22 protein-coding genes are annotated in these 19,747 nt (G+C 74.9%); 10 read left to right on the forward strand and 12 right to left on the reverse strand.

Going from position 1 to position 19,747, the window contains the following annotated elements; all coding sequences use genetic code 11:
- Positions 1-16: 16 nt before the first annotated feature.
- On the forward strand, positions 17-934 hold the full coding sequence (locus ACFTXQ_RS12445) for an NADP-dependent oxidoreductase (protein ID WP_382639294.1): 918 nt from the start codon (positions 17-19) through the stop codon (positions 932-934).
- A 15-nt stretch (positions 935-949) separates the two neighbouring features.
- On the opposite strand, the gene ACFTXQ_RS12450 is transcribed toward ACFTXQ_RS12445, so the two are convergent.
- The 4 genes from ACFTXQ_RS12450 to ACFTXQ_RS12465 all read right to left on the reverse strand — a co-directional run bounded on the left by ACFTXQ_RS12450 (position 950) and on the right by ACFTXQ_RS12465 (position 7,346).
- Positions 950-3,778 (reverse strand): poly(A) polymerase, encoded by a 2,829-nt coding sequence (locus ACFTXQ_RS12450; RefSeq protein WP_382639297.1) that lies wholly within the window; start codon positions 3,776-3,778, stop codon positions 950-952.
- Positions 3,779-3,783: 5 nt separating this feature from the next.
- Positions 3,784-5,544 carry an RNA ligase family protein gene (locus ACFTXQ_RS12455; protein WP_382639164.1) on the reverse strand — a complete coding sequence of 587 codons (1,761 nt, stop codon included), beginning with the start codon at positions 5,542-5,544 and terminating at the stop codon, positions 3,784-3,786.
- Positions 5,545-5,630: 86 nt separating this feature from the next.
- The gene (locus tag ACFTXQ_RS12460) at positions 5,631-6,128 is read right to left on the reverse strand and encodes a hypothetical protein (protein WP_382639167.1); all 498 of its coding nucleotides are present in this window, start codon (positions 6,126-6,128) and stop codon (positions 5,631-5,633) included.
- Between the two features lie 42 nt (positions 6,129-6,170).
- Complete coding sequence (locus ACFTXQ_RS12465) at positions 6,171-7,346, reverse strand: DUF418 domain-containing protein (protein WP_382639169.1); 1,176 nt, start codon at positions 7,344-7,346, stop codon at positions 6,171-6,173.
- Between the two features lie 295 nt (positions 7,347-7,641).
- Between ACFTXQ_RS12465 and ACFTXQ_RS12470 the strand changes: the two genes are divergently transcribed.
- The 4 genes from ACFTXQ_RS12470 (at position 7,642) to ACFTXQ_RS12485 (ending at position 10,079) form a co-directional block, all read left to right on the forward strand.
- Complete coding sequence (locus ACFTXQ_RS12470) at positions 7,642-8,670, forward strand: NUDIX domain-containing protein (protein ID WP_382639171.1); 1,029 nt, start codon at positions 7,642-7,644, stop codon at positions 8,668-8,670.
- Positions 8,671-8,747: 77 nt separating this feature from the next.
- Positions 8,748-9,245 carry an SRPBCC family protein gene (locus ACFTXQ_RS12475; protein ID WP_382639174.1) on the forward strand — a complete coding sequence of 166 codons (498 nt, stop codon included), beginning with the start codon at positions 8,748-8,750 and terminating at the stop codon, positions 9,243-9,245.
- A gap of 154 nt (positions 9,246-9,399) precedes the next feature.
- A complete protein-coding gene (locus ACFTXQ_RS12480; protein ID WP_382639177.1) occupies positions 9,400-9,612 on the forward strand; it encodes a hypothetical protein in 213 nt (70 codons plus the stop codon).
- A complete protein-coding gene (locus ACFTXQ_RS12485; RefSeq protein ID WP_382639179.1) occupies positions 9,609-10,079 on the forward strand; it encodes a hypothetical protein in 471 nt (156 codons plus the stop codon). Before ACFTXQ_RS12480 ends, ACFTXQ_RS12485 begins: the two co-directional genes overlap by 4 nt.
- A 36-nt stretch (positions 10,080-10,115) precedes the next feature.
- On the opposite strand, the gene ACFTXQ_RS12490 is transcribed toward ACFTXQ_RS12485, so the two are convergent.
- Both ACFTXQ_RS12490 and ACFTXQ_RS12495 read right to left on the reverse strand, forming a co-directional pair.
- On the reverse strand, positions 10,116-11,606 hold the full coding sequence (locus ACFTXQ_RS12490; protein ID WP_382639181.1) for a DEAD/DEAH box helicase: 1,491 nt from the start codon (positions 11,604-11,606) through the stop codon (positions 10,116-10,118).
- 56 nt (positions 11,607-11,662) lie between these two features.
- Entirely contained in the window at positions 11,663-12,157 is a 495-nt protein-coding gene (locus ACFTXQ_RS12495) for a MarR family transcriptional regulator (RefSeq protein ID WP_382639184.1), read from the reverse strand.
- A gap of 107 nt (positions 12,158-12,264) precedes the next feature.
- Between ACFTXQ_RS12495 and ACFTXQ_RS12500 the strand changes: the two genes are divergently transcribed.
- Both ACFTXQ_RS12500 and ACFTXQ_RS12505 read left to right on the forward strand, forming a co-directional pair.
- The gene (locus ACFTXQ_RS12500; protein WP_382639187.1) at positions 12,265-12,633 is read left to right on the forward strand and encodes an HGxxPAAW family protein; all 369 of its coding nucleotides are present in this window, start codon (positions 12,265-12,267) and stop codon (positions 12,631-12,633) included.
- Positions 12,634-12,781: 148 nt separating this feature from the next.
- Positions 12,782-12,988 carry a cold-shock protein gene (locus ACFTXQ_RS12505; protein WP_382639190.1) on the forward strand — a complete coding sequence of 69 codons (207 nt, stop codon included), beginning with the start codon at positions 12,782-12,784 and terminating at the stop codon, positions 12,986-12,988.
- 76 nt (positions 12,989-13,064) lie between these two features.
- Here the strand turns inward: ACFTXQ_RS12505 and ACFTXQ_RS12510 are convergent, their stop codons facing one another.
- The 5 genes from ACFTXQ_RS12510 to ACFTXQ_RS12530 form a co-directional block, all read right to left on the reverse strand.
- Positions 13,065-13,643 (reverse strand): TetR/AcrR family transcriptional regulator, encoded by a 579-nt coding sequence (locus ACFTXQ_RS12510; RefSeq protein WP_382639193.1) that lies wholly within the window; start codon positions 13,641-13,643, stop codon positions 13,065-13,067.
- The gene (locus tag ACFTXQ_RS12515; protein WP_382639196.1) at positions 13,640-13,993 is read right to left on the reverse strand and encodes a DUF1304 domain-containing protein; all 354 of its coding nucleotides are present in this window, start codon (positions 13,991-13,993) and stop codon (positions 13,640-13,642) included. The genes ACFTXQ_RS12510 and ACFTXQ_RS12515 overlap by 4 nt, the downstream gene beginning before the upstream one ends.
- A gap of 110 nt (positions 13,994-14,103) precedes the next feature.
- Positions 14,104-14,316, reverse strand: a complete 213-nt coding sequence (locus ACFTXQ_RS12520; RefSeq protein ID WP_382639199.1) for a ferredoxin — start codon at positions 14,314-14,316, stop codon at positions 14,104-14,106.
- A gap of 5 nt (positions 14,317-14,321) precedes the next feature.
- Positions 14,322-15,530, reverse strand: a complete 1,209-nt coding sequence (locus tag ACFTXQ_RS12525) for a cytochrome P450 (RefSeq protein ID WP_382639201.1) — start codon at positions 15,528-15,530, stop codon at positions 14,322-14,324.
- An 87-nt stretch (positions 15,531-15,617) separates the two neighbouring features.
- Complete coding sequence (locus ACFTXQ_RS12530) at positions 15,618-15,968, reverse strand: thioredoxin family protein (protein WP_382639204.1); 351 nt, start codon at positions 15,966-15,968, stop codon at positions 15,618-15,620.
- Between the two features lie 133 nt (positions 15,969-16,101).
- Between ACFTXQ_RS12530 and ACFTXQ_RS12535 the strand changes: the two genes are divergently transcribed.
- The 3 genes from ACFTXQ_RS12535 to ACFTXQ_RS12545 all read left to right on the forward strand — a co-directional run bounded on the left by ACFTXQ_RS12535 (position 16,102) and on the right by ACFTXQ_RS12545 (position 18,161).
- The gene (locus ACFTXQ_RS12535; protein WP_382639206.1) at positions 16,102-16,371 is read left to right on the forward strand and encodes a hypothetical protein; all 270 of its coding nucleotides are present in this window, start codon (positions 16,102-16,104) and stop codon (positions 16,369-16,371) included.
- Between the two features lie 151 nt (positions 16,372-16,522).
- Entirely contained in the window at positions 16,523-16,882 is a 360-nt protein-coding gene (locus tag ACFTXQ_RS12540) for a YciI family protein (protein ID WP_382639209.1), read from the forward strand.
- Between the two features lie 58 nt (positions 16,883-16,940).
- Positions 16,941-18,161, forward strand: coding sequence for an RNA polymerase sigma factor (locus ACFTXQ_RS12545; RefSeq protein ID WP_382639300.1), 1,221 nt, complete (start codon positions 16,941-16,943; stop codon positions 18,159-18,161).
- Positions 18,162-18,217: 56 nt separating this feature from the next.
- On the opposite strand, the gene ACFTXQ_RS12550 is transcribed toward ACFTXQ_RS12545, so the two are convergent.
- Positions 18,218-19,699, reverse strand: a complete 1,482-nt coding sequence (locus ACFTXQ_RS12550) for a condensation domain-containing protein (protein WP_382639211.1) — start codon at positions 19,697-19,699, stop codon at positions 18,218-18,220.
- Positions 19,700-19,747 lie beyond the last annotated feature (48 nt).

Raw genomic sequence — 19,747 nt, forward strand, 5'->3', positions numbered from 1 at the left:
CATGGCCGAGGCCACCATGCGGGCGATGGCGTACGAGACGTACGGCGGGACGGAGGTGCTCGCCGAGAGGCGGCTGCCGGTGCCGAAGGTGGGACCGGGCGAGGTCCTCGTCCGCGTCAGGTGCGCCGCGGTGAATCCCGTCGACTGGAAGATCATGGCGGGTGGGCTGGACAGCCTGATGGACGCGTTCTTCCCGGTGGTCCCCGGCTGGGACGTGGCCGGCACCGTCGAGCGGGTCGGCCTCGACGTACCGGAGTTCGCCGAGGGCGACGAGGTCATGGCCTACGCCCGCAAGGACTACGTGCGCGGCGGCACGTTCGCCGAGTACGTCACCGTGCCCGTCCGCGCCCTCGCGCACAAGCCCGCCTCCCTCGGCTGGGCCGAGGCCGCCGGGCTGCCGCTCGCCGGGCTCACCGCCTACCAGCTGCTCACCCGCCTGCGCACCGGCAAGGACGACACCGTGCTGATCCACGGCGCGGCCGGCGGCGTCGGCTCCTTCGGCGTGCAGATCGCCCGCGCCCTCGGGGCGCGGGTCATCGGCACCGCCTCGCCGCGCAACCACGACCGGGTGCGGGAGCTCGGCGCGGAACCCGTCGCGTACGGGGACGGCCTCGCGGAGCGGGTGCTCGCCCTCGCCCCGGACCGCGTGACCGTCGTCGCCGACTTCGTCGGCGGTGTCCTCGACGTCACCCGCACCGTGCTGCACGACGACGGCCGGCACGCCTCGATCGCCGACCCGACCGTGCCCGGCTCGGGCGGGGAGTGGATGTGGGTCCGGCCGGTCGGCAGCGACCTCGCCGAACTGGGCCGGCTCGCCGACGCCGGGCAGCTGACGGTGCCGATCGACAGGACGTTTCCGCTGGCCGAACTGGCGGGGGCCTTCGAGCTGAGCCAGGACGGGCACGCCTCCGGGAAGATCGTCGTCGAGATCTGACGGGACTGCGGCTGCCTAGGCCGGGTCCGGGAGCTCGCCGCACGCCGCCCAGCTGACCTCGACACCCGTCAGCCCGCGCGACCACGGCGCGGACAGGGCGGCGAGGCGGGCCGCGTCCGGCGGGGTGGCGCCAAGGCCGATCGCGTACCTGACCATGCTCGCGGTGGCTTCGAACGGGCGCGGCCAGGCGTGGGCGTCCCCCACGCCCGCCTCCTCCAGGGCGCCGAGCAGCGCCCGCAGCCGGCCCCGCATCCGGCCCAGGGCCTCCTCCAACTCCCCTTCCCCGGATGCCCGTACGGTCACCACCGCCCAGGCCGCGTGCCGGCGGTGCAGCGGCGGTGCGGCCAGGACGGCACCGAATCCGCCGGGGTCCGTGTCCAGCAGCTCCCAGGCCCGGTACAGCTCCCGCCCGAGCAGATCGCGCAGCCCCGGGCCCACCTGGGCCGTACAGCTGCGGACCGGCTCGGAGGGGGTGAGGACGGTCACCGGGTCCGGCCCCGCAGCCCCGGGGGTCAGGCCGACCGGGTCCCGCCAGTCCCAGGCGGCCCAGGTCCCGAAGAAGTCCAGGCGCAGGGCGGCGGGGGAGAGGTCGGCGGCCCCGCGCACCGTGTGCGCCGCCAGTACCGCCCAGGCCAGCCCCGGCAGCCCGCCGAACGGCGCCGAGTCCAGACCCCGGGCCCGGGCCCAGGCCTTGACCTCCCGCGCCAGACGGGCGAAGGCGGCGTGCTCCGCGCCCACGAAGCCGCGTACGGCGTCCGCGTCGCTCACCGCGCTCAGCGCGATCGCGGCCGCCCCGCCCGGCTCCGCCCGCCGCGCCACCGCCTGCGCCGGGTCCAGCGCGCCGGTGGCCACGACCACCAGGTCCACGTCCAGCCCGGCCACCCGGAACCGCAGCCCCGGCACCCGCGCCCCCGTCACCTCGCGCAGGCGCACCGCGTCGGGCAGCGCGGCCGCCAGCCGGTCGCGCACCCCGGCGATACCGGCCGCGCCCGGCAGCGCCGCCACCAGGTCGAGGTCCGCCCCCGGCAGCGCGCAGCCCATCCGGCGGGATCCGGCCACGTACACCACGCCGTCGGCCAGGGCGTCGGCGATCCGCGCCGTGACCGCCTCCGCGGCGCCCGGCGGCTCGGCCCCGTCCCGGGGCGCGGGCTCCGGCAGCCACCGCACCCGGCCCGTGCCCAGTTCGACGACCGCCCGCGTCCGCATCGGGCCGTCCCCGCGCCGCGAGAGCACGGCCAGCTCCCCGACCCGCTCGGACACCCCGCCGCCGAGCCGGGCCTCGAACTGCGCGACCGCCCGCTGCGGATCCCCGCTGCGCCCCAGCGTCAGGTGCGGGGTGTAGCCCTCGGCGCGCCCCCGGCACCCCGGGAACCGCCGGACCAGCGCCCGCCGCAGCTCCTGCCACGGCGCCTCACCGGCCGCCGCGGGATCCAGCCAGACGGTGGCGCCCTCCCGGTGGCCGAAGCCGTGCACCCCCTCCAGCCGCGCGGTGAACGCGGCCGTCTCCGAAGCCGCTTCGGCCAGCAACGGCGCGGCCGCCTCGAAGGAGGACTCGGGGACGAAGCCGAACAGCAGGTTCACGTGCGCGGGCCAGCGGTCGGCCGCCGGGTCGTGCTCCCGCCGCAACTCCTCCACGGAATGCGGGAGTCGGGGCGGCAGCCAGGCCACCGCCGTGCGCGCCGTCGCCGGTACGTCCAGCCGCGCGGGCGTCCTGCCGCTGCCCGGCCCGCACTCCAGGGTGGCCTCCACCCCGTAGTGGTCCGAGATGAACAGCCCTCCGGGGCCAGGGGAGTGCCCGCGCAGCGCCGCCCGCGTTACCCGTGCCTCGGAGGGCGACAGCAGGATCCGGTCCAGCCGTGCGGCCCGCCCGGTCAGCGAGCCCACCGCGGCCAGCGGATTGGCCACCGGGTCGAAGGTGGGCGTGTCGTCCGCGGGCCCGTGGACCTCGCTCCAGGCGTCCCGCAAGCCCAGGGCGCCCGCGGGCCCCTCGGCTCCGGACCGGCCGTCGTTGAAGTCGCCCAGCAGCGCCACGCCGGCGCCGATCCCGCCCAAACCCTCCGCGAGCAGGGAGAGTTCGGCACTCCTACGGGCCTCCCCGCCCTCGGTGTGATCGCTCGTCAGGTGGATGGCGGCGACGACCAGGGGTCCGGCCGCGGTGTCCACCGTCACCGCGGTGACCGCCTTGTGCGGGCCGAGCCGGTGCAGACCGGCCTCCCGCACCGGCAGCCGGCTCAGCACCAGCAGCCCGGACTCGGCGACGTCCCTGCCGCCCGGATCCGCGGCGACCGTGTACCCGGCGCGCACCCACGGCGCCGCCAGCAGCATGGCCAGCAGTGCCGGCTCGACCTCCTGGAGCGCGATCACATCGGCGTCGGCGGCCGCCAGTTCGGCCAACAGGAGCGGCCTGCGCCGGGCGGTGGAGATCCGAGGGGCGTCGTAGCGGTCCCAGAGCGTGTTCCACGTCAGCAGCCGGACCGTCGCCGGGGCCCCGGCCACACCCGGCGCGGGCGGCTGCGCCGGCCGCCAGGCGCCGCCGCCCGCCGGATCCCACGCGTACGGGGTCCGGGCGGTGAAGAACGGCGCCCGCAGCAGGCGGGGTTCGCGGACCCGGCCCGCCGCCGTGAGGTCGATCCGGTCCACGCCCGTGGCCCGGTCCCACACCAGCTCGCCGTCCGCCTCGACGAACAGCACCCGGTGCCAGGGGATGTCCCCACCGGGAACGAACGAAGGCAGCGGGACCCGCTTGGGGGCGGCCCCGCGCTGGAGCAGCCCGAGCACGAACCGCGCCGGATCGAAACGGGGGTCCCAGCGGACCTGGTGGTAGAGCTCCTCGCTGGTGCGCATCGCCATCAGAACTCCCCGCCCGCCGTGCCCGGATCGTCCGGACCGCCCAGAACGCCCGCCGTGTCCTCCACGCTCCCGCCCGCCCCCACGTACCAGGTCCGGTGTGCCTGACCCGGGTACGGCGGAACGAACCGGTGCAGCTGCGCCGCCAGGACGTCCGCCGGTACGGGATGCGTCCGCACCGCGTTGCGCCGCTGCAACTCCGCCTCCTCGACCAGCACCACCGCGTGGGTGACCAGCGCGTCGTGGCGCCGTGCGACCGAACCGGCCAGGCCGCGCTGCTGCTCGGTGAGGGAGGTGGCGTCCCACACCACGGTCCCGCCGCCGGCCAGGGCGGCATCCAGCCGGTCCAGGCCCTCGCGCAGCACGTCCGCGTTGGCCCGCTGGTCCGCGCGGGACCCCCGGGCGGCCCGCAGGTCGTCGAGGCTCACGTAGGCGGACACCCCGGGCAGGCTCCGGGCGAACGTGCTCTTGCCGCTGCCCGACGGCCCGCACAGCTGCACCAGCCGGGGGAACGCCCCGTCCCGCCACCGCCAGGTCGCGGACAGGGCCTCCTCCGGGGTGGAGATCCCGCCCCGCGCGAAGGCGGCACGGGCCTGCGCCCAGCAGCGGTCGGCCGCCTCCGGCCCGAGACCGGCGAGGGCCTCCCGCAGCCCGGAGCGCAGCGGGCCGAGCGGGTCCGCGCCGAGCAGCCCCGCCTCCTCGGCGCACAGCGCGGACCATTCCACGCACTCCCGCGCCGCGGGGTCGCCCGCCGTGGCCCCGGCGAGCGCGTGCAGCACGCCCAGGTCCGCCGCGGCGGCCATCCGTACGAGACCGGCGCGCCGCTCCGCGTCGGGGAACGGCCGCTGGAGGGACGGGTACAGCCCCACCAGGTCGGCGACCCGCCGCGCCAGGGGCATCCCGGCCGGGCCCGCCGCCAGCCGCGCCCCGATACGGGCCCGCGGCACGTGGCGCAGCAGCGCGGCCAGGACGCCGGCCAGCCGGGCCTCGCCGGTCCGGCCCGCCCCGTCGATCCGGGCCGTGACCTCGGCGACCTCGGCGGCCGTCCCGGCCCCGGCGCCGGTCTCGGCCTCCACCCCGAGGGCGGCCGGCAGCCCCGCCACATCGGGGTCCGCGCCCGAGCGCACCGCCCACAACGGGGCCTGCGGGCCCAGCCCGTTGGGCACGACCTGCGCGAACATCCAGTGCGTGTCGGTCTGTACGTGCCCGCCCCGCACCCACTTGGCCACGCACCGCCCGAAGTCCGCACGTGCGAAGCCGTCCACGGTCCGGACGACGTACCCCTCCTGGCGGGTGGTGTCGAGCCGGAGCCTGCGCAGCGCCCGTTCGTCGAAGACGCCGCGCCACAGCACGCGGGGGGTGGGCACGCCGAGTCCCCGCAGGAACGTTACGGTGCGGTCCCAGTCGAGGCAGCGGTCGCCGTCCCACACCGAGAACCCGTAGAACCAGCTGTCGAGGTCCTCGTACGGGAGGGAGTGGCGGGCGTACAGGTTCTCCCCGCACACCCGCAGGCCGGCCGGGATCCCCGCGCCGATCCGGCCCTGCAGCCCTTTCACCCAGGCCCGCGAGGGGTGGTGACCCGAGTCGAGCGAACGGGCGTGGAGCCCGTCGGCGTAGAGGGTGGTGTTCTCCCCGTCGAGCTTCTCGGTGACCACGGCCTCCCGGCCGGCCAGCCCCGCGAGCCCGGCGGCGGCCCGGACGTCATCCGCACCAACCCCGGGTGACCAGGGAAGATGTGGGGTGCGGGGATAGTGGGTGCGCATGGTCCGCTCCTGGCCGAATGACGGGGTGCCCCGTCACTGTAAGTATCCGGAGCGGGCGCATCCACCCAATAACGGCCGGGCTGCGGCTAACGGCAGAGGGCCACGATGGACGGGGAGACCGTGCCCCTGGCGGCCTCGCACAGGTCCGCCATGTCGTAGGTGAGCCCCGGCCCCTGCGCGGGGTGTGGGTGGGGCTTGGTGTGCGCCTTGCCCTTGCCCTTGCTCTTGCCCTTGGGCTTCGTCTTTGGTTTCGCCTTGGCCTTCGGTTTCGCGGGGTGCCGCTCGTGGGGCTTCGGCGCGGAGACGGCGGGACGGCCGGGCCCGGGCCGGTGGGGGTGCCGGGGCGCGGCGGGTTCCTCCGGTTCGGTGGCCCCGGCCGGGGCCACCGGTGCGGGCGCCGCCGGCAGGGTGCCCAACGGCCGGGCGGGAGGCGTCGGTTGCCGGGGCTCCGGCCGGGGTTCGGTACGGGCCGCCGCGGGTCCCAGCCGGGGTGATTCCGGCGGGGCGGCGGGGTTCACGGTCACGCATCCGGTGGCCATCGCGAGTGCGGCAAGGGTCAGGGGCAGGGCCCGGCGCAGCTGCATCCGCCCACCCTGCCGTACCCGGGCGCCGGAGTCGCACCCCCGTCACGCGGACGGGTGATCCGCCCGGCGCGTGAGCGGATCCGGGCGCCCGCGCCCGTGCGTCGCGAGCCGGAGCGCGTGCTCCAGCGGACCGCGGCGCAGCGGGCTGCGGGCCCAGACGCGCTGCCAGCCCCAGGTCAGGGCGAGTGCCGCGGCGCTGAAGGCGATCAAGGCCGGCCAGGACCCGGCGCCGTGGGCGGGGCCGGCCAGCACCAGCGCGTGGAGCACGTACGCGCTCAGCGCCATTGCCCCGAGCACCGCGAGCGGGCGCAGCAGGCGGGCGCCGGCGCGGTGCCGGGCGGCGAGGGCGCACAGGCCGATGAGGGCGGCGCCCACGCCCGTGTTGCCCAGCGTTTCCAAGGGGGTCTGGCTGTAGGGGTCGGCCAGCAGGAGCCAGTCCCACGAGGTGCTCGGCACCGCGCCGTGCTGCCCGCGCAGCACCTCCCGTACGGGGTCGGCGGCGGCCGCGGCCTGCGGATGGTGGACGGCGATCGCCGCCAGCAGCCGGTCCCGGGTGCCGAACAGGTGGGTGGCGAGCCAGGCCGTGCCGTAGCCGGCCACGGCGGCCGCCGTACCCCACACCGCCAGCCTCCGGGCCGCGGTCCTCTCCCGGATGTCGCACAGCCGGGAGAGGGCCATTCCGGCCAGGACGTACGGGAAGTAGGTGGCCAGCGGATACGCACCCGTGAGCAGCAGCTCGCACAGCGCGTCGCGCAGCCCGGGAAGGGTGGTCAGGTCGGCGGCCTCGGGGACCGCGCCGCGCCCGGAGGCCTCGTAGCCGAACACGGGGCCCAGCAGGAACGACAGCAGCGGGCCCGCGGCCAGAGAGGCCGCGGCGACGGCGGTGAGCACCGGCGTGGAGAGCCGCGTGAAGGGCTCGGAGGCCAGCAAGTACACGGCGAAGAAGGCCAGGATGACCAGGATCCCGGGCCACAGGGAGGCCAGCAGCAGGCCGAGCGCGGCCAGGACGCCGCAGCGGATCAGGAGCGGGCGGCAGGGCTCCGCCGCGCTGCGGCCGCGCCGGGCCAGGACGAGGGAGAAGCCGGCGAGGAGGGTGAAGAGCGCCGGGGCGCGACCGTCGGCCGCGAGGATCGCGAACCGGGCGCCCTCGGCCCGCGGTTCCGGGCCGACGTGCACGGCGAACATGCCGAGCACGGCGAGCCCCCGCACGGCATCCACCCCGGCCAGCCTCCCGGCTGTCGGGCCCGCTCCCGTGTCCGCTCCCGTGGCCGTACGGGAAGCGCATCGCATGTCCGGGTTTCTCCTCGGGCGGTCGGTGGCGTGGACGGGCCGGCGGTTTTCAAGCCGCCGGCCCGCATGCGGACCGTAGCAAGATCTCCATAACCAGGTAATGAAGAGGTATGGGAATGGCAAAGCGGTGGTGGTGCGGTCCAGGTGCGCGGGCCGCCGTAACCCGGGGGCCGTGCCCGCTGTTGCACAGCCGGCGGGTCCACCCACGGTGAACGGAGTTCCGATGCCGCAGCTGACCGACGATGCCGTGTCCGGCGAATCCCGCTCCGACGGGGCGGGTACCTGGATGACCCCGGAGGCGTACGGCGCCTCCCGCGCCGCCCTGTGGACCGCGGCCGTCGTCCTCGTCACCGACGGCGACGGCCGGGTCCTCGTCCAGAGCGTCGACTACCGCGCCGACCGGCTGCTCCCCGGCGGAGCCGTGGACGCGGGCGAGGCGCCCAGCGCGGCGGCGGCCCGCGAGCTGCGCGAGGAGCTGGGCATCGAGGGCCGCTACCCGCGCGGGCTCGCCGTGGACTGGATCTCCGCCGACACGCCGGGCTTCCCGGCCGGGATGCGCTTCCCCGGCGAGATCCTGTTCGTCTACGACGGCGGCACGTGGCCCCAGGACCGGATCGACTCCGTCCGCCTCCCCGACCAGGAAGTCACCGGCATCCACTTCGCCGAGCCGGCCGACCTGCCCGCCCTGATGGACGCGGGCGACGCCCGGCGCGCCCTGTCCGCCCTGCGCGCCCGCATCAACGGATCCGGCACCGCCCTGCTGGAGGACGGCCGCCCCACCGTGCCCACCGCCCTGGACCGGCTGGGCGTGCTCCGCACCCGGCGGAACCCGCAGCACGGCGCCTGGCACGCGGGCCCGGTCCCCGCGCAGCTGCCCGTACGGGACCACGCGGGCTGGCTGTTCGCCCCGGACGGCCGGGTGCTCCTGCTGATCGCCCGGGCCACCGGAGCCGCCCACCTCCCGCCCCCGTCGGCCGGCCCCACGGCCGGGGCCGTCCCGCTGGGCTACCGGTGCGGCGACCAGGGCGCCCACGCCCGCACCGCGGCCCGCCTCACCGCCCTCCCGGCAGCCGCGGACCCGGCCTACGCCCGGCTCCTGGCCACCCCCGAGCAGGTCCGCGAACTCAGCGACTGGGGCCCGGCCGGCGCCGACGAACTCGCGGCCGTCCACTCGGCCCGCACCCGCCTCTCCCTGCCCGCCCCCACCCGCACCCCGCCGACGGAACTCCCCGAACCGGGCACCCGCTGGTAGTGCCCCGCCGCCGTCGTGGCCGTCGCCATGATCGGGAAATCCGGGATCCGCGGTTCGTGGTCCCGCAGCATGGGGCCATGAGCGACAGTGCGATCACCTACACCCTGTACATCCAGGCCGATCCCGACCGGGTCTGGCAGGCCCTCACCGAGCCCGCCTTCACCCGCCGCTACTGGGGCCTGAGCTTCGAGACGGACTGGGCGGTGGGGTCGCCGATGGACTGGGTCGAGCGGGGGGCCCGCACCAGCGACCCCGAGCAGGTGGTCCTCGACTGCGTCCCGGACCGGCTGCTCTCCTACACCTGGCACACCTTCACCCCGCAGTGGGCGGCCTCGGTCGGCGTGGACGAGGAGCTGCGGGCCGAGCTGGCCAAGGAGCGCCGCACGAAGGTGACGTACGAGATCGAGCCGGTCGGCGAGACCCTCGCCCGGCTGACCATCCTGCACGAGGGCTTCGAACCCGGCGGCACCCTCATCGGCATGTGCGGCCGGGCCTGGCCGATGCTCGCCTCCAGCCTCAAGACCCTGCTGGAGACCGGGGCCCCGCTGCCCGGGCCGGGGCAGGGCACCGCGTAGGAGGGCTCCGGGCCGCGTCTGCGGGTAGCCGCCCCGACGCCCGGACGGCACCCTGGCCGCCGGCCGCCCGGGACGGTCGTGTGGAATGGGTGCCATGGGGAGAGGGAAGAAACAGCAGCGGCCGGCCCTCGCCGTGCCGCAGAGGGTACTCGTCATGCCCACGCCGAGCGGCTGGGCCCAGTCGCTCGTGGGGGTGGGGTGCGGCCGGCCGGATCCTTCCGTAGTCGGCGCCGAGCAGGCCAAGGCGAAGGCGGCCGACGCCGTGACCGCCCTCGTGGGGGACCGCTGGCCGGCCGTCGAGATCGACTGGGAGCCGTTGCCGGACGGCGCATGGGCCGGGCTCGTCCGCGAAGGCGCCGCCCGATGAGCCGTCCCGACGCCGCCACGCCCCCCGAGCACTGGCGCTACGGCCGCCACCTGGAGTCGCTCGCCGTGGCGCCGGGAGCGGACGCCGAGGCCGAGGTCGTGGCCGCCGTGCTGCGCGATCCCGACCCGGTCATGGCCGAGAGCGCGGTCGTCACCCACCTCGACCGCCGGGCGGCACGGCTGCTGGCCGACGAAGGGTTCCCCGTCTGGGCCCGGGCCATGACCGGCGTGCTCGCCGGCCGTGCCTTCCCCGAGCGGCGGCTGCGCGAGTGGACCCTGCTCAAGGCCATCACCCACGGCGAGCCCTGGTCGGCCGCGGAGCTCGTCGCCGCCTCCGACTGGTGCCAGCGCACGGCCGCGCAGTCCCTGACCTCGCTCGACGCCCTCGGCCTGCTCGCGTCCAGCGCCCGCACCCGCCGCGTCCGCAACGCGGCCGCCGACCGCCTGCGCCGTCGTACCGCGGTCTGAACGGGGCGGGGGCTGGTGCCCCGCCCCGCGGGAGGGTCAGATGCCGCGCCGTACCCGGGCCGCGCGGCGGGCCTCGGCCTGCTGCCTGGCCTCCAGCGTCTTGCGGGACTCCTTGCCCTTGCCGCCCGGCCGGCCCGGCCGGGTGCCCATGCCGCGGAAGCCGAGCTCCGAACCGGAGGGCCGGCCCTTGGCGTCGGTCGGTGCCGCACCCGACAGCGGCACCCCGGAGGGCGCCTTCGCGCCGGTGATCCGGCTGAGCGCCGCCTCGCCGGAGCGCACCTGGGTGATGGTCGGCCGGATCCGGGCGTCCGACATCAGCCGGACGATGTCACGGCGCTGGTTCGGGGTGACGAGCGTGACGACCCGGCCGGACTCGCCGGCCCGGGCGGTACGGCCGCCCCGGTGCAGATAGTCCTTGTGGTCGGCCGGCGGGTCGACGTTGACCACGAGGTCGAGGTCGTCGATGTGGATGCCGCGCGCCGCGACGTTCGTCGCGACCAGGACGGTGACGGCGCCGGTCTTGAACTGCGCCAGGGTCCGGGTGCGCTGCGGCTGCGACTTGCCGCTGTGCAGCCCCTCCGCCCGTACGCCCATGGCCCGCAGGTGCTTCACGAACTGGTCGACGCCGTGCTTGGTGTCCAGGAACATCAGCACCCGGTTGTCGCGCGCGGCGATCTCGGTGGCCGCCGAGTACTTGTCGGCCGCGTGGATGTGCAGCACGTGGTGGTCCATCGTGGTCACCGCGCCCGCCTGCGGGTCGACGGAGTGCGCGACCGGGTCCTTCAGGTACGAGCGCACCAGCTGGTCCACGTTGCGGTCCAGGGTCGCGGAGAACAGCATCCGCTGCCCCGCGTGGTGCACCTGGTCCAGGATCTCGGTGACCTGCGGCATGAAGCCCATGTCGCACATCTGGTCGGCCTCGTCGAGCACGGTGATCCGCACGCGCTCCAGGTGGACGTCACGCCGGCCCACCAGGTCGCTCAGCCGCCCCGGGGTGGCCACCACGACCTCGGCGCCGGTGCGCAGCGCGCTGACCTGCCGGCCGATCGACAGCCCGCCGACCACGGTGGCCATCCGCAGCTTCAGGGCTTCGGCGTACGGGGTCAGCGCCTCGGTCACCTGCTGGGCCAGCTCGCGCGTCGGTACGAGGACCAGTGCCAGCGGCCGCTTCGGATCGGCCTGCCGCCCCGCCGTACGCGCCAGCAGCGCCAGCCCGAAGGCGAGCGTCTTGCCGGAGCCGGTCTGCGCGCGGCCCAGGACGTCCCGCCCGGCCAGGGCGTTGGGCAGGGTCGCCGCCTGGATGGGGAACGGCTCCGTCACCGACCGGTCGGCCAGCGTCGTCACCAGCTCACGGGGCAGGTCCAGCTCGGCGAACGAGGTCACCGGCGGCAGCGCCGGCTCCTTCGGCTCGGGCATCGCGAACTCACCCTGCGGGCCGATGCTGCGTGGGGCCTTGGCGCCGGTCTTGGCGGCGGCCTTGGCACCGCCCTTCACACCGAAGCGCCCATGAGCTGACGGGTTCCTCATGCAGGACCTTTCGAAGCGGAAAGAAGATGGTCAACCGCCCATGGTACCAGCGGGGGCTATGCCTCCCCGGCGTCCGGTCCGCCCGCCCGCACCTGCGCGCAGTGGTCGCGCACCTCGACGGCCGCCCGCCGGAACCAGTCGGCGATCACGGCGATCTCGTCGGGGGTGTAGTCGGCGAAGAGGGCGCCGAGCCGGTCGTAGAAGGGCTGGTAGACCGCGACCACCCGGGCCGCGGCCGCGGGATCGGCCACCACCCGCACCCGCCGCCGGTCGGCGGGGTCGGGCCGGCGCCGGGCGTACCCGGCCCGCTCCAGCCGGTTGAGCACCCCGGTCACCGCGCCGGTGGTGAGGTCGAGCAGCTCGGCGAGGTCGCCGGCGGCGAGCGGGCTGTCCCCGGCGCCCAGGATGTGCCCGAGGCAGGTCAGGTCCGTGACGTTCAGCCCGAGGCGCTGCGCGACCTCCTGCTGTCCCACGATGCCCAGGGCGACGTACTGGTCCATGCGCGAAAGCGCCTCCTCGGCGGTGGCCGGGGGGCGGGGCTTGCCCTGCACGCGGATACTCCTTAGTCTCTAAGTTACTTAGTGAGTGAGATGCTTATCTTGCGAAATAAGTGTCCTGCTCCGAGCGTACTGCCGTCGACCACTTACCGAGGGGAAACATGAGCGCGCAAGGACACGCAGACCACGGCCACACGGCGGCCGGCTGGACCGGAACCGCGATAGCCGTCCTGGGTTTCGCCGCGGCGGGCCTCGGGGTCGTGACGGGCTGGATCCCCGGGATCTTCATCGGCCTCGGCGTCGTCGCGGTGGCGGCGCTCGTCACCTGGCTCCTGCACCTCGCGGGCTGGGGCAAGCCGAGCGGGCCCCGGCCCGCGTCCGAATGGGACTGGCGGGTCCGGGACACCGGTGCGCACGCGGGCCACACGGACTGTCTGGGTTGCCGGCTCGGCGGACCGCGACGAGCCGCCGCAGCAGCGCCTCGGCCCCGGTCCGCCGTGTCGCTGCCCGCTCCGGACAGCACTGCCTGACATCACCCGGGGGACAGGGCGGCCAGAAGTTCGATTCCGCGGCGCGCCCCGGTTGGCCGCGTCCGGCGTGTGCTGTGCGGGACCGTTGGGCAGGATCGAGACGGCCGCGCGTGCGGCCCGCAGTGGAACGTTGAGAAGGATCAGCCAGATGGCAACAGGCACCGTGAAGTGGTTCAACTCGGAGAAGGGGTTCGGCTTCATTCAGCAGGATGACGGCGGGCCGGACGTGTTCGTGCACTTCTCCGCCATCGCGACCACCGGCTTCAAGTCGCTGGACGAGAACCAGAAGGTCGAGTACACCGTCACCCAGGGCCCCAAGGGTCCTCAGGCCGAGCAGGTGGTCCCCCTCTCCTAGTGCCGCTTCACGGGCCCAGGCCGTGATGTGAGCCCCGTCGGTCCGTCCCGGCGGGGCTCCCGCGCGTTCACGCGGACTACACGGCCCGGTGGAGGGCCAGCAGGAGCGGCCACAGGAGGTCCGCGAGGCCGGCCGGATCGCCGGGCACGGCGCCGTGCAGCCAGTCCGCGAGGACGCCGGTGAACGCGGCGGCCACCGCCGAGGCCACGAGGTCCGCGTGCGGTGCTCCGACGGCCGTGCGCTCGGCGCGGGCGCGCGCCCGCAGCTCCCGGTGCAGCCGCTCGCCCAGCGGGCCGCCGCCGCCCGGGAGGAGGAGCGTGCGGTAGAGCGGCGCGCGCTCGGCCGCATCCGCGAGGAAGCCCGCCAGCGCGGCGGGGGGCCGGGCCGGCGGAACGGCGGCGGGGCCGGTCTGCCAGGCGTGCAGGGCGTCCACCGCCGCGTGCACCACATCGGCGCAGGCGTCCACGGCGAGCGCGGTGAGGTCCTCGTAGTGCAGGTAGAAGGTGGCGCGGCCTACCCCCGCCCGGCGCACCACCGCCGAGACGCCGACCTCCGCGAGCGGTCGGACGGCGCACTCGGCGAGCAGGCTCTCGCGCAGCCGCGCCTTCGTCCTGGCCGTTCGCGGGTCCGGCGCGCGCGACTCCTGAGGGCTCACGAGGCCAGCAGCGCCGCGCCGAGGGCGAGCGCTCCCGGCAGGGCCTGGGCGACGAGGATCCGGCGGTTGGCGGTCGCGGCCCCGTACGCCCCGGCGACGATCACGCACACCAGGAAGAAGACCTGCGTGGCGAGCGAGTCGATGACCAGGGACCAGACCAGGCCGGCGGCCAGGAACCCGTTGTAGAGGCCCTGGTTGGCGGCGAGCGTCGCGGTCAGCCGGGCGGTGTCCGCGTCGAAGCCGGACAGGGCGCGGCCCGGCGGCCGCTGCCACAGGAACATCTCCAGCACCAGGAAGTACGCGTGCAGAGCGGCCACGAGGCCGATCAGGATCTGAGCGACCGTGTGCATGGCCGCCTCCGTTTCGCAGGGTCGTCGTCAAGGCCAGATTTCCTGGACAACTGTACAGGAAATCTGGCCGGTGACCGCCGGCCCCCGTGGCCGCGCCCGCCGGTGCTCCGCTACGCCGGCGAGCCCGAGGCTCCGTCGCCTACGGAGATGGCCGAGACCGGGCAGGCCCGGGCCGCCTCGCGGACCAGCGCGCTGCCGGCGCCGTCCGCACGGCCCGGGAGCACCGCGCCGAACCCGTCGTCGTCCTGGGTGAACACCGCGGGCTCGGTCAGCGCGCACTGGCCCGCGCCGATGCACACGCCGGCGTCGATCTCGATGTGCACGGCCCTCACCACGCCACGGGGAGTTCGACCATGCCCTGGATGGTGTCGCCGGGTTTGAACGGGATCCGGTCCGGCTCGGCCGCCAGCCGCAGCCCGGGCAGCCGCGCGAACAGGGTGCCCAGGGCGATCTCCATCTCGGCGCGGGCCAGGTTCTGGCCCAGGCACTGGTGGATGCCGAAGCCGAAGGCCACGTGGTGGCGGTTCGGCCGGTGCCAGTCCAGTGCGTCGGGCTGCTCGAAGACCGACGCGTCGCGGTTGATGACGGAGGTGGAGAACACCACGCCGTCGTCCGGCCGCACCGTCACCCCGCCGATCTCGATGTCCTCGGTGGCCACCCGCAGCATCCCGTCCGCGATCGACAGGAACCGCATCAGCTCCTCCACCGCCGCCGAGATCAGGGACGGATCGGTCCTCAGCTCGGCGAGCTGCTCGGGGTGGCGCAGCAGGGTGAACGTGCCGAGCGAGATCATGTTGGCCGTGGTCTCGTGCCCCGCGACCAGCAGGATCACGGCGAGCGCGACCAGCTCCTCCACGTCGATCTCGCCGGTCTCCAGGCGCTGCTCGATGAGTTCGTCGAGCAGGCCGTCCCCGGGCCGTGCGCGCTTGCGCTCGATCAGGTCGTGGAGGTAGGCGTCGAGTTGCCGGCGGGCCTCCTCCACGTCGGCAGGCTCCGGCCCGCGCAGCAGCCGGCGTGACTGTCCCTCGAAGAACTCGTGGTCCTCGTACGGCACCCCGAGCAGGTCGCAGATCACCATCGACGGGACGGGCAGGGCGAAGGCGCCGACCAGTTCCGCCCGCGGGCCGACGGCCACCATCTCGTCGATCAGGCGGTCCACGGTCTGCTGGATCCGCGGCCGCAGGGCGGCGGTCCGCTTCAGACTGAAACGCGGGATCAGCATGCGGCGCTGCGCGTTGTGCTCGGGATCGTCGAAGCCGAGGAGCGCGGCGCGGCGGTTCTGCAGCCCCTTGAAGCGCTTCGTGGGCGCGGGGAAGGCGGCTTTCGTGCGGTCGGCGGAGAGCCGGCCGTCGGAGAGCAGGGCGCGCGCCTCGGCGTGCCCGGTGACCACCCAGACGGAGCGGCCGTCGAAGAGGGTGACGCGGGAGAGGGGCCGCCCCTCCCGCAGGGGCTCGTATCCGGTCGGCGGGTGGTAGGGGCACGTCCGGTCCTGGGGAAAGGCAACGGTCTCTGACGTGGTCTCTGACGTGAAGGACATGAAGCACCTCGCGAGCGATGGTTCCGTCGTGCCGGACTCCATTACATGCCTAGGGCACCTATCCCACCTATGCCAGTTTCGGCCAGATCACCCGAGTTCGCCCAAGTGGGTCTCCAGGAACTCCCGGAGCTCCTCGCGCGTCATCGGCCCGGCGTGGCTCGCGACCGCCCCGCCGCCCTCGATGAGGACGGCGGTCGGGGCGCCGGTCACCCCGTAACGCCTGGTCGGGCCGGGGCAGCGGGTCATGTCGGTCCGCACGGCGGTGAAGCGCGTCCCGTACTCCTCCGCCAGCTCGCCGACCACCGCGTCCATCGCCCGGCACGCCTCCAGGGCCTTCGGCCAGCTCCCGCAGAAGTAGGCGAGAACCGGCCCCGGCGCCATGGACAGGACGAAGTCGAACTCCTCGTCCTCCAGTGGCTGGTGTACCCGACGTGCCATGCGTACCGCTCCTCGCTCCCGCGCCCCGCTCCCGCGCCCCGCCCGTGATCGCCCCGCCCGATGGGGAGGACGGCCACCATCATCGCCGCTCGGAGCGGGTCCGTTGTCAGTGGCGCCTGTGAAGCTGAGCGGTATGGACGACAGGATGCTCCGGCGCCGGGTCTACGGCGCCGACCACGACGACCCCGACCCCGGCCCGCGCCCCGGCCACGTCTACGGCGAACTCGTGGGCGGCCCCCTCGACGGGCTCCTCCTCGACATCACGGGCTGGAACGCCCCGCAGCTCACCGAAGAGGCCAGGCTGCCCACCGAGATAGGGCGCTACGGAGCGGGCGGCCGCGCCCACTACCGCCGCCGCGCGGGCGATCCGGGCCGCTGGGACTGGACGGGCGACAGCCGCTGACCGGCCCCGGGCGGGCGCCGGGCGGGCGTCGGGTGGCCGGTTCCGAAGATTCTTCGAAGAATTTCCGGGGAGCTGTCGATCCGGGCGCCTCCCGTTCGACGCAGGGGTGAGAGGCGGGGAACGCCCCCGCCCTTACGACCGAGGAGTCACCATGCCGCGCTTCCTGACGATGATCCGCATCGACGAGCAGGAGCTGACCCCCGACACCGAGTTCCCGCCCGAGTTCCTGCAGAACATGGGCGCCTACATGGAGGAGATCACCAAGGCCGGCGTCATGCTCGACACGGCCGGGCTGCTCCGCACCCCCGAGGGGACCCGCGTCAACTGGTCCGGCGGGAAGATCAGCTACACCGACGGCCCCTTCACGGAGACCAAGGAGGTCGTCGGCGGCTACTCCCTCATCCAGTGCAAGGACAAGGCCGAGGCCCTCGAGTGGACCAAGCGGTTCCTCGAGATCCACCCGGCCGAGTGGAACGTCAGCGCCGAGGTCCGGGAGGTCCAGGAAATGTGACCCCGGCCGCGTTTGCCCTGCCCCGTCACGGCTGCTCTGATGGGTGGCCGTGACGGCAGTGACCACGGCCCAGGCGGTCGAAGCGGTGTTCAGGATCGAGTCCGCGCGGATCATCGCCGGGGTCGCCCGGATCGTGCGGGACGTCGGCATCGCCGAGGAGCTCGCGCAGGACGCCCTCGTCGCCGCGCTGGAGCAGTGGCCGCGGTCGGGCGTCCCGGACCGGCCGGGTGCCTGGCTCATGGCCACGGCCAGGCACCGCGCGGTCGACCTCGTCCGCCGCAGGGAGACCTACGCGCGCAAGCTCGCGGAGGTCGGCCGGAGCCTGGAGGACGTGCCGCCGCCCGCCGAACCGGCGGACCCGGAGGACATCGACGACGACCTGCTCCGGCTGATCTTCACCTCCTGCCATCCCGTCCTGGCCACCGAGGCCCGGATCGCCCTCACCCTGCGCCTGATGGGCGGGCTGACCACGCAGGAGATCGCCCGCGCGTTCCTCGCCTCCGAGTCCGCCGTCGCCCAGCGCATCGTCCGGGCGAAGCGGGCCCTGGCCACCGCGGGAGTGCCCTTCGAGGTCCCGTACGGGGCCGACCGCGAGGCCCGGCTCGCCTCGGTCCTGGAGGTCATCTACCTCGTCTTCAACGAGGGCTACTCCGCCACCGCCGGCGAGGACCTCGTCCGCCCCGCGCTGTGCGAGGACGCGCTGCGCCTCGCCCGCGTCCTGGCCGCCCTGATGCCCAAGGAGCCCGAGGTGCACGGCCTCGCCGCGCTGCTGGAGTTCCAGGCCTCCCGGATCGCCGCGCGCACCGGCCCCGACGGGGAGCCGGTGCTCCTCGCCGACCAGAACCGGTCCAAGTGGAACCGCCTGCTCATCCACCGGGGCGTGCGGGCCATGAGCCGCGCCGGCAGCGGTCCGTACTCGCTCCAGGCCGCCATCGCCGGCTGCCACGCGGCCGCCGTGCGCTACGAGGACACGGACTGGCCGGCGATCGCCACGCTGTACGGGAGGCTGGTGCTGCTCGTCCCCTCGCCGGTGGTGGAACTCAACCGGGCCGTCGCCGTCTCCATGGCGCAGGGCCCGGAGGCGGCCCTGCCGCTGGTCGACGCCCTGACCGGGGAACCGGCCCTGCGCGCCTACCACCTGCTGCCGAGCGTACGGGGCGACCTGCTCGAACGCCTCGGCCGACCGGCCGAGGCCCGCGCCGAGTTCGAACGCGCGGCCACCCTCACGCGCAACGAACGCGAGCGCGCCCTGCTCCTGCACCGCGCCTCCCGCCTCTGATCGGGCGGCGCCCGGGCCCTCATCGGGGCCCCGGCCTCCGGGGCCGGGGCCCGGGCTCAGCGGCGGCGGGCGAAGGCCGCCACGTCGAGCGGCGTGTGGACCGGCCTGCGCGGCGCGGTCAGCGCGATGGGGCGGCGGAATCCGCCCGAGCGGGCGATCTCCTGGACCGTCAGGCGCAGGGCCTCCTGGAAGTCCCCCATGGTGCTGCGGGCGGCCGGGGTGTCGACGTACAGCGAGTTCATGTGCATCCCGGCCGCGTCCCGCTGGAACCACGAGCAGGCCCCGTTGGCGCGCGCCGACCACACGTGGGTGGCGGGCCGCCACTCGTCGTGCCGCTCGGCGCCCTGGCACTTGCGCATGTCGAGGTACGAGAAGAAGTTGACCGGGTACGGCCAGGAGCGCGCGGCGAACTCCTCGGGTGCCAGCAGCTCCCACGCCCGTACGAACGGCACGTCGATGTGGCCGATCATCTCCGTGAACCCGGCCCGGACCGCGGCCATGACCTGCGCGAAGTCCCGGCCGGGGGAGGCGTCGAACTCGATGGGCATGGTGTTGACGAACCAGCCCACCGAGTCACCCCAGGTGCCCCGGCCGCGCTCGCTGACCGGCATCAGGCCCCGGTAGACGCCGGGCCCGCCCGCCTCGCGCAGACACACGGCGACGGCGGCGAGCACCCCCATGAAGGCCTTCCCGCCGACCGTCACGCAGGTCTTCTCGAACACCTCGGCCTCGGCGGCGTCCAGCAGCGTCGAGGCCTCGTTGACGATCGGGTACATCCGGCCCGGCGCCACGCCGAGGTCGAGGGGGAAGCGGGGGAAGAACGCGCCGCCCCGGCCGATGAAGGCCTTCCAGTAGTCCAGGCGCTCGTCGGCGGCGTCGATGGAGAGGTAGCGGCGGCGCTGCTCGTCGGCGAAGTCGAGGTAGCTGGGGGCGGGCGGCAGTTCGACCTCCTCGCCGCGGCACAGGGCCTCGTACGAGGTCAGCACCTCGTTGACGACGATCGGCATCGACATGCCGTCGCACACGATGTGATCGAAGGCGAGGTAGACCGTCGCGGAGTCCTCGCGCAGTACCGCGCCCATCGTGAACAGGGGCCAGGACAGGGTGTCGATGGACCGCTTGAACCGCTCGACGAGGAAGCCGCGCAGCAGCTCGGAGGTCTCGAAGTCCCCCACCTCCTCGACGTCGAGGGCCAGTTCGGCGGGATCGAACGGTTCGCACGCCAGCTCACCGGCCAGGCGGCGGAACGCGCACCGCAGCACCTCGTGCCGCTGGACGAAGGTCAGCAGGGCCTGGGCCAGGGCCCGTTCGTCCAGCCGCCCGGCCACCTCGAAGGTGACCGCGAGCCACGAGGCGACGGGGTCGTCGGCGGCCCGGCTCTCCTCCGCGACGGTGAAGTGCTTGTCCTGGTTGAAGGACGCCCTCCTGCCCGTCGGATCGGCCGGGCCGTCGGCCTCCGCCGCGGCCGTGGACCGCAACCGCCACTCGACCACCCGACCGGGTGCCACGTGGTGCATCTCCAGAGGAAATTGCCGCATTCCGTCATCCCTTCGCCCCCGAGTCAACCCCCAGCCCCTAACGACCCC

It is taken from the genome of Streptomyces sp. NPDC057010 (assembly GCF_042673805.1).
Lineage (GTDB): Bacteria > Actinomycetota > Actinomycetes > Streptomycetales > Streptomycetaceae > Streptomyces.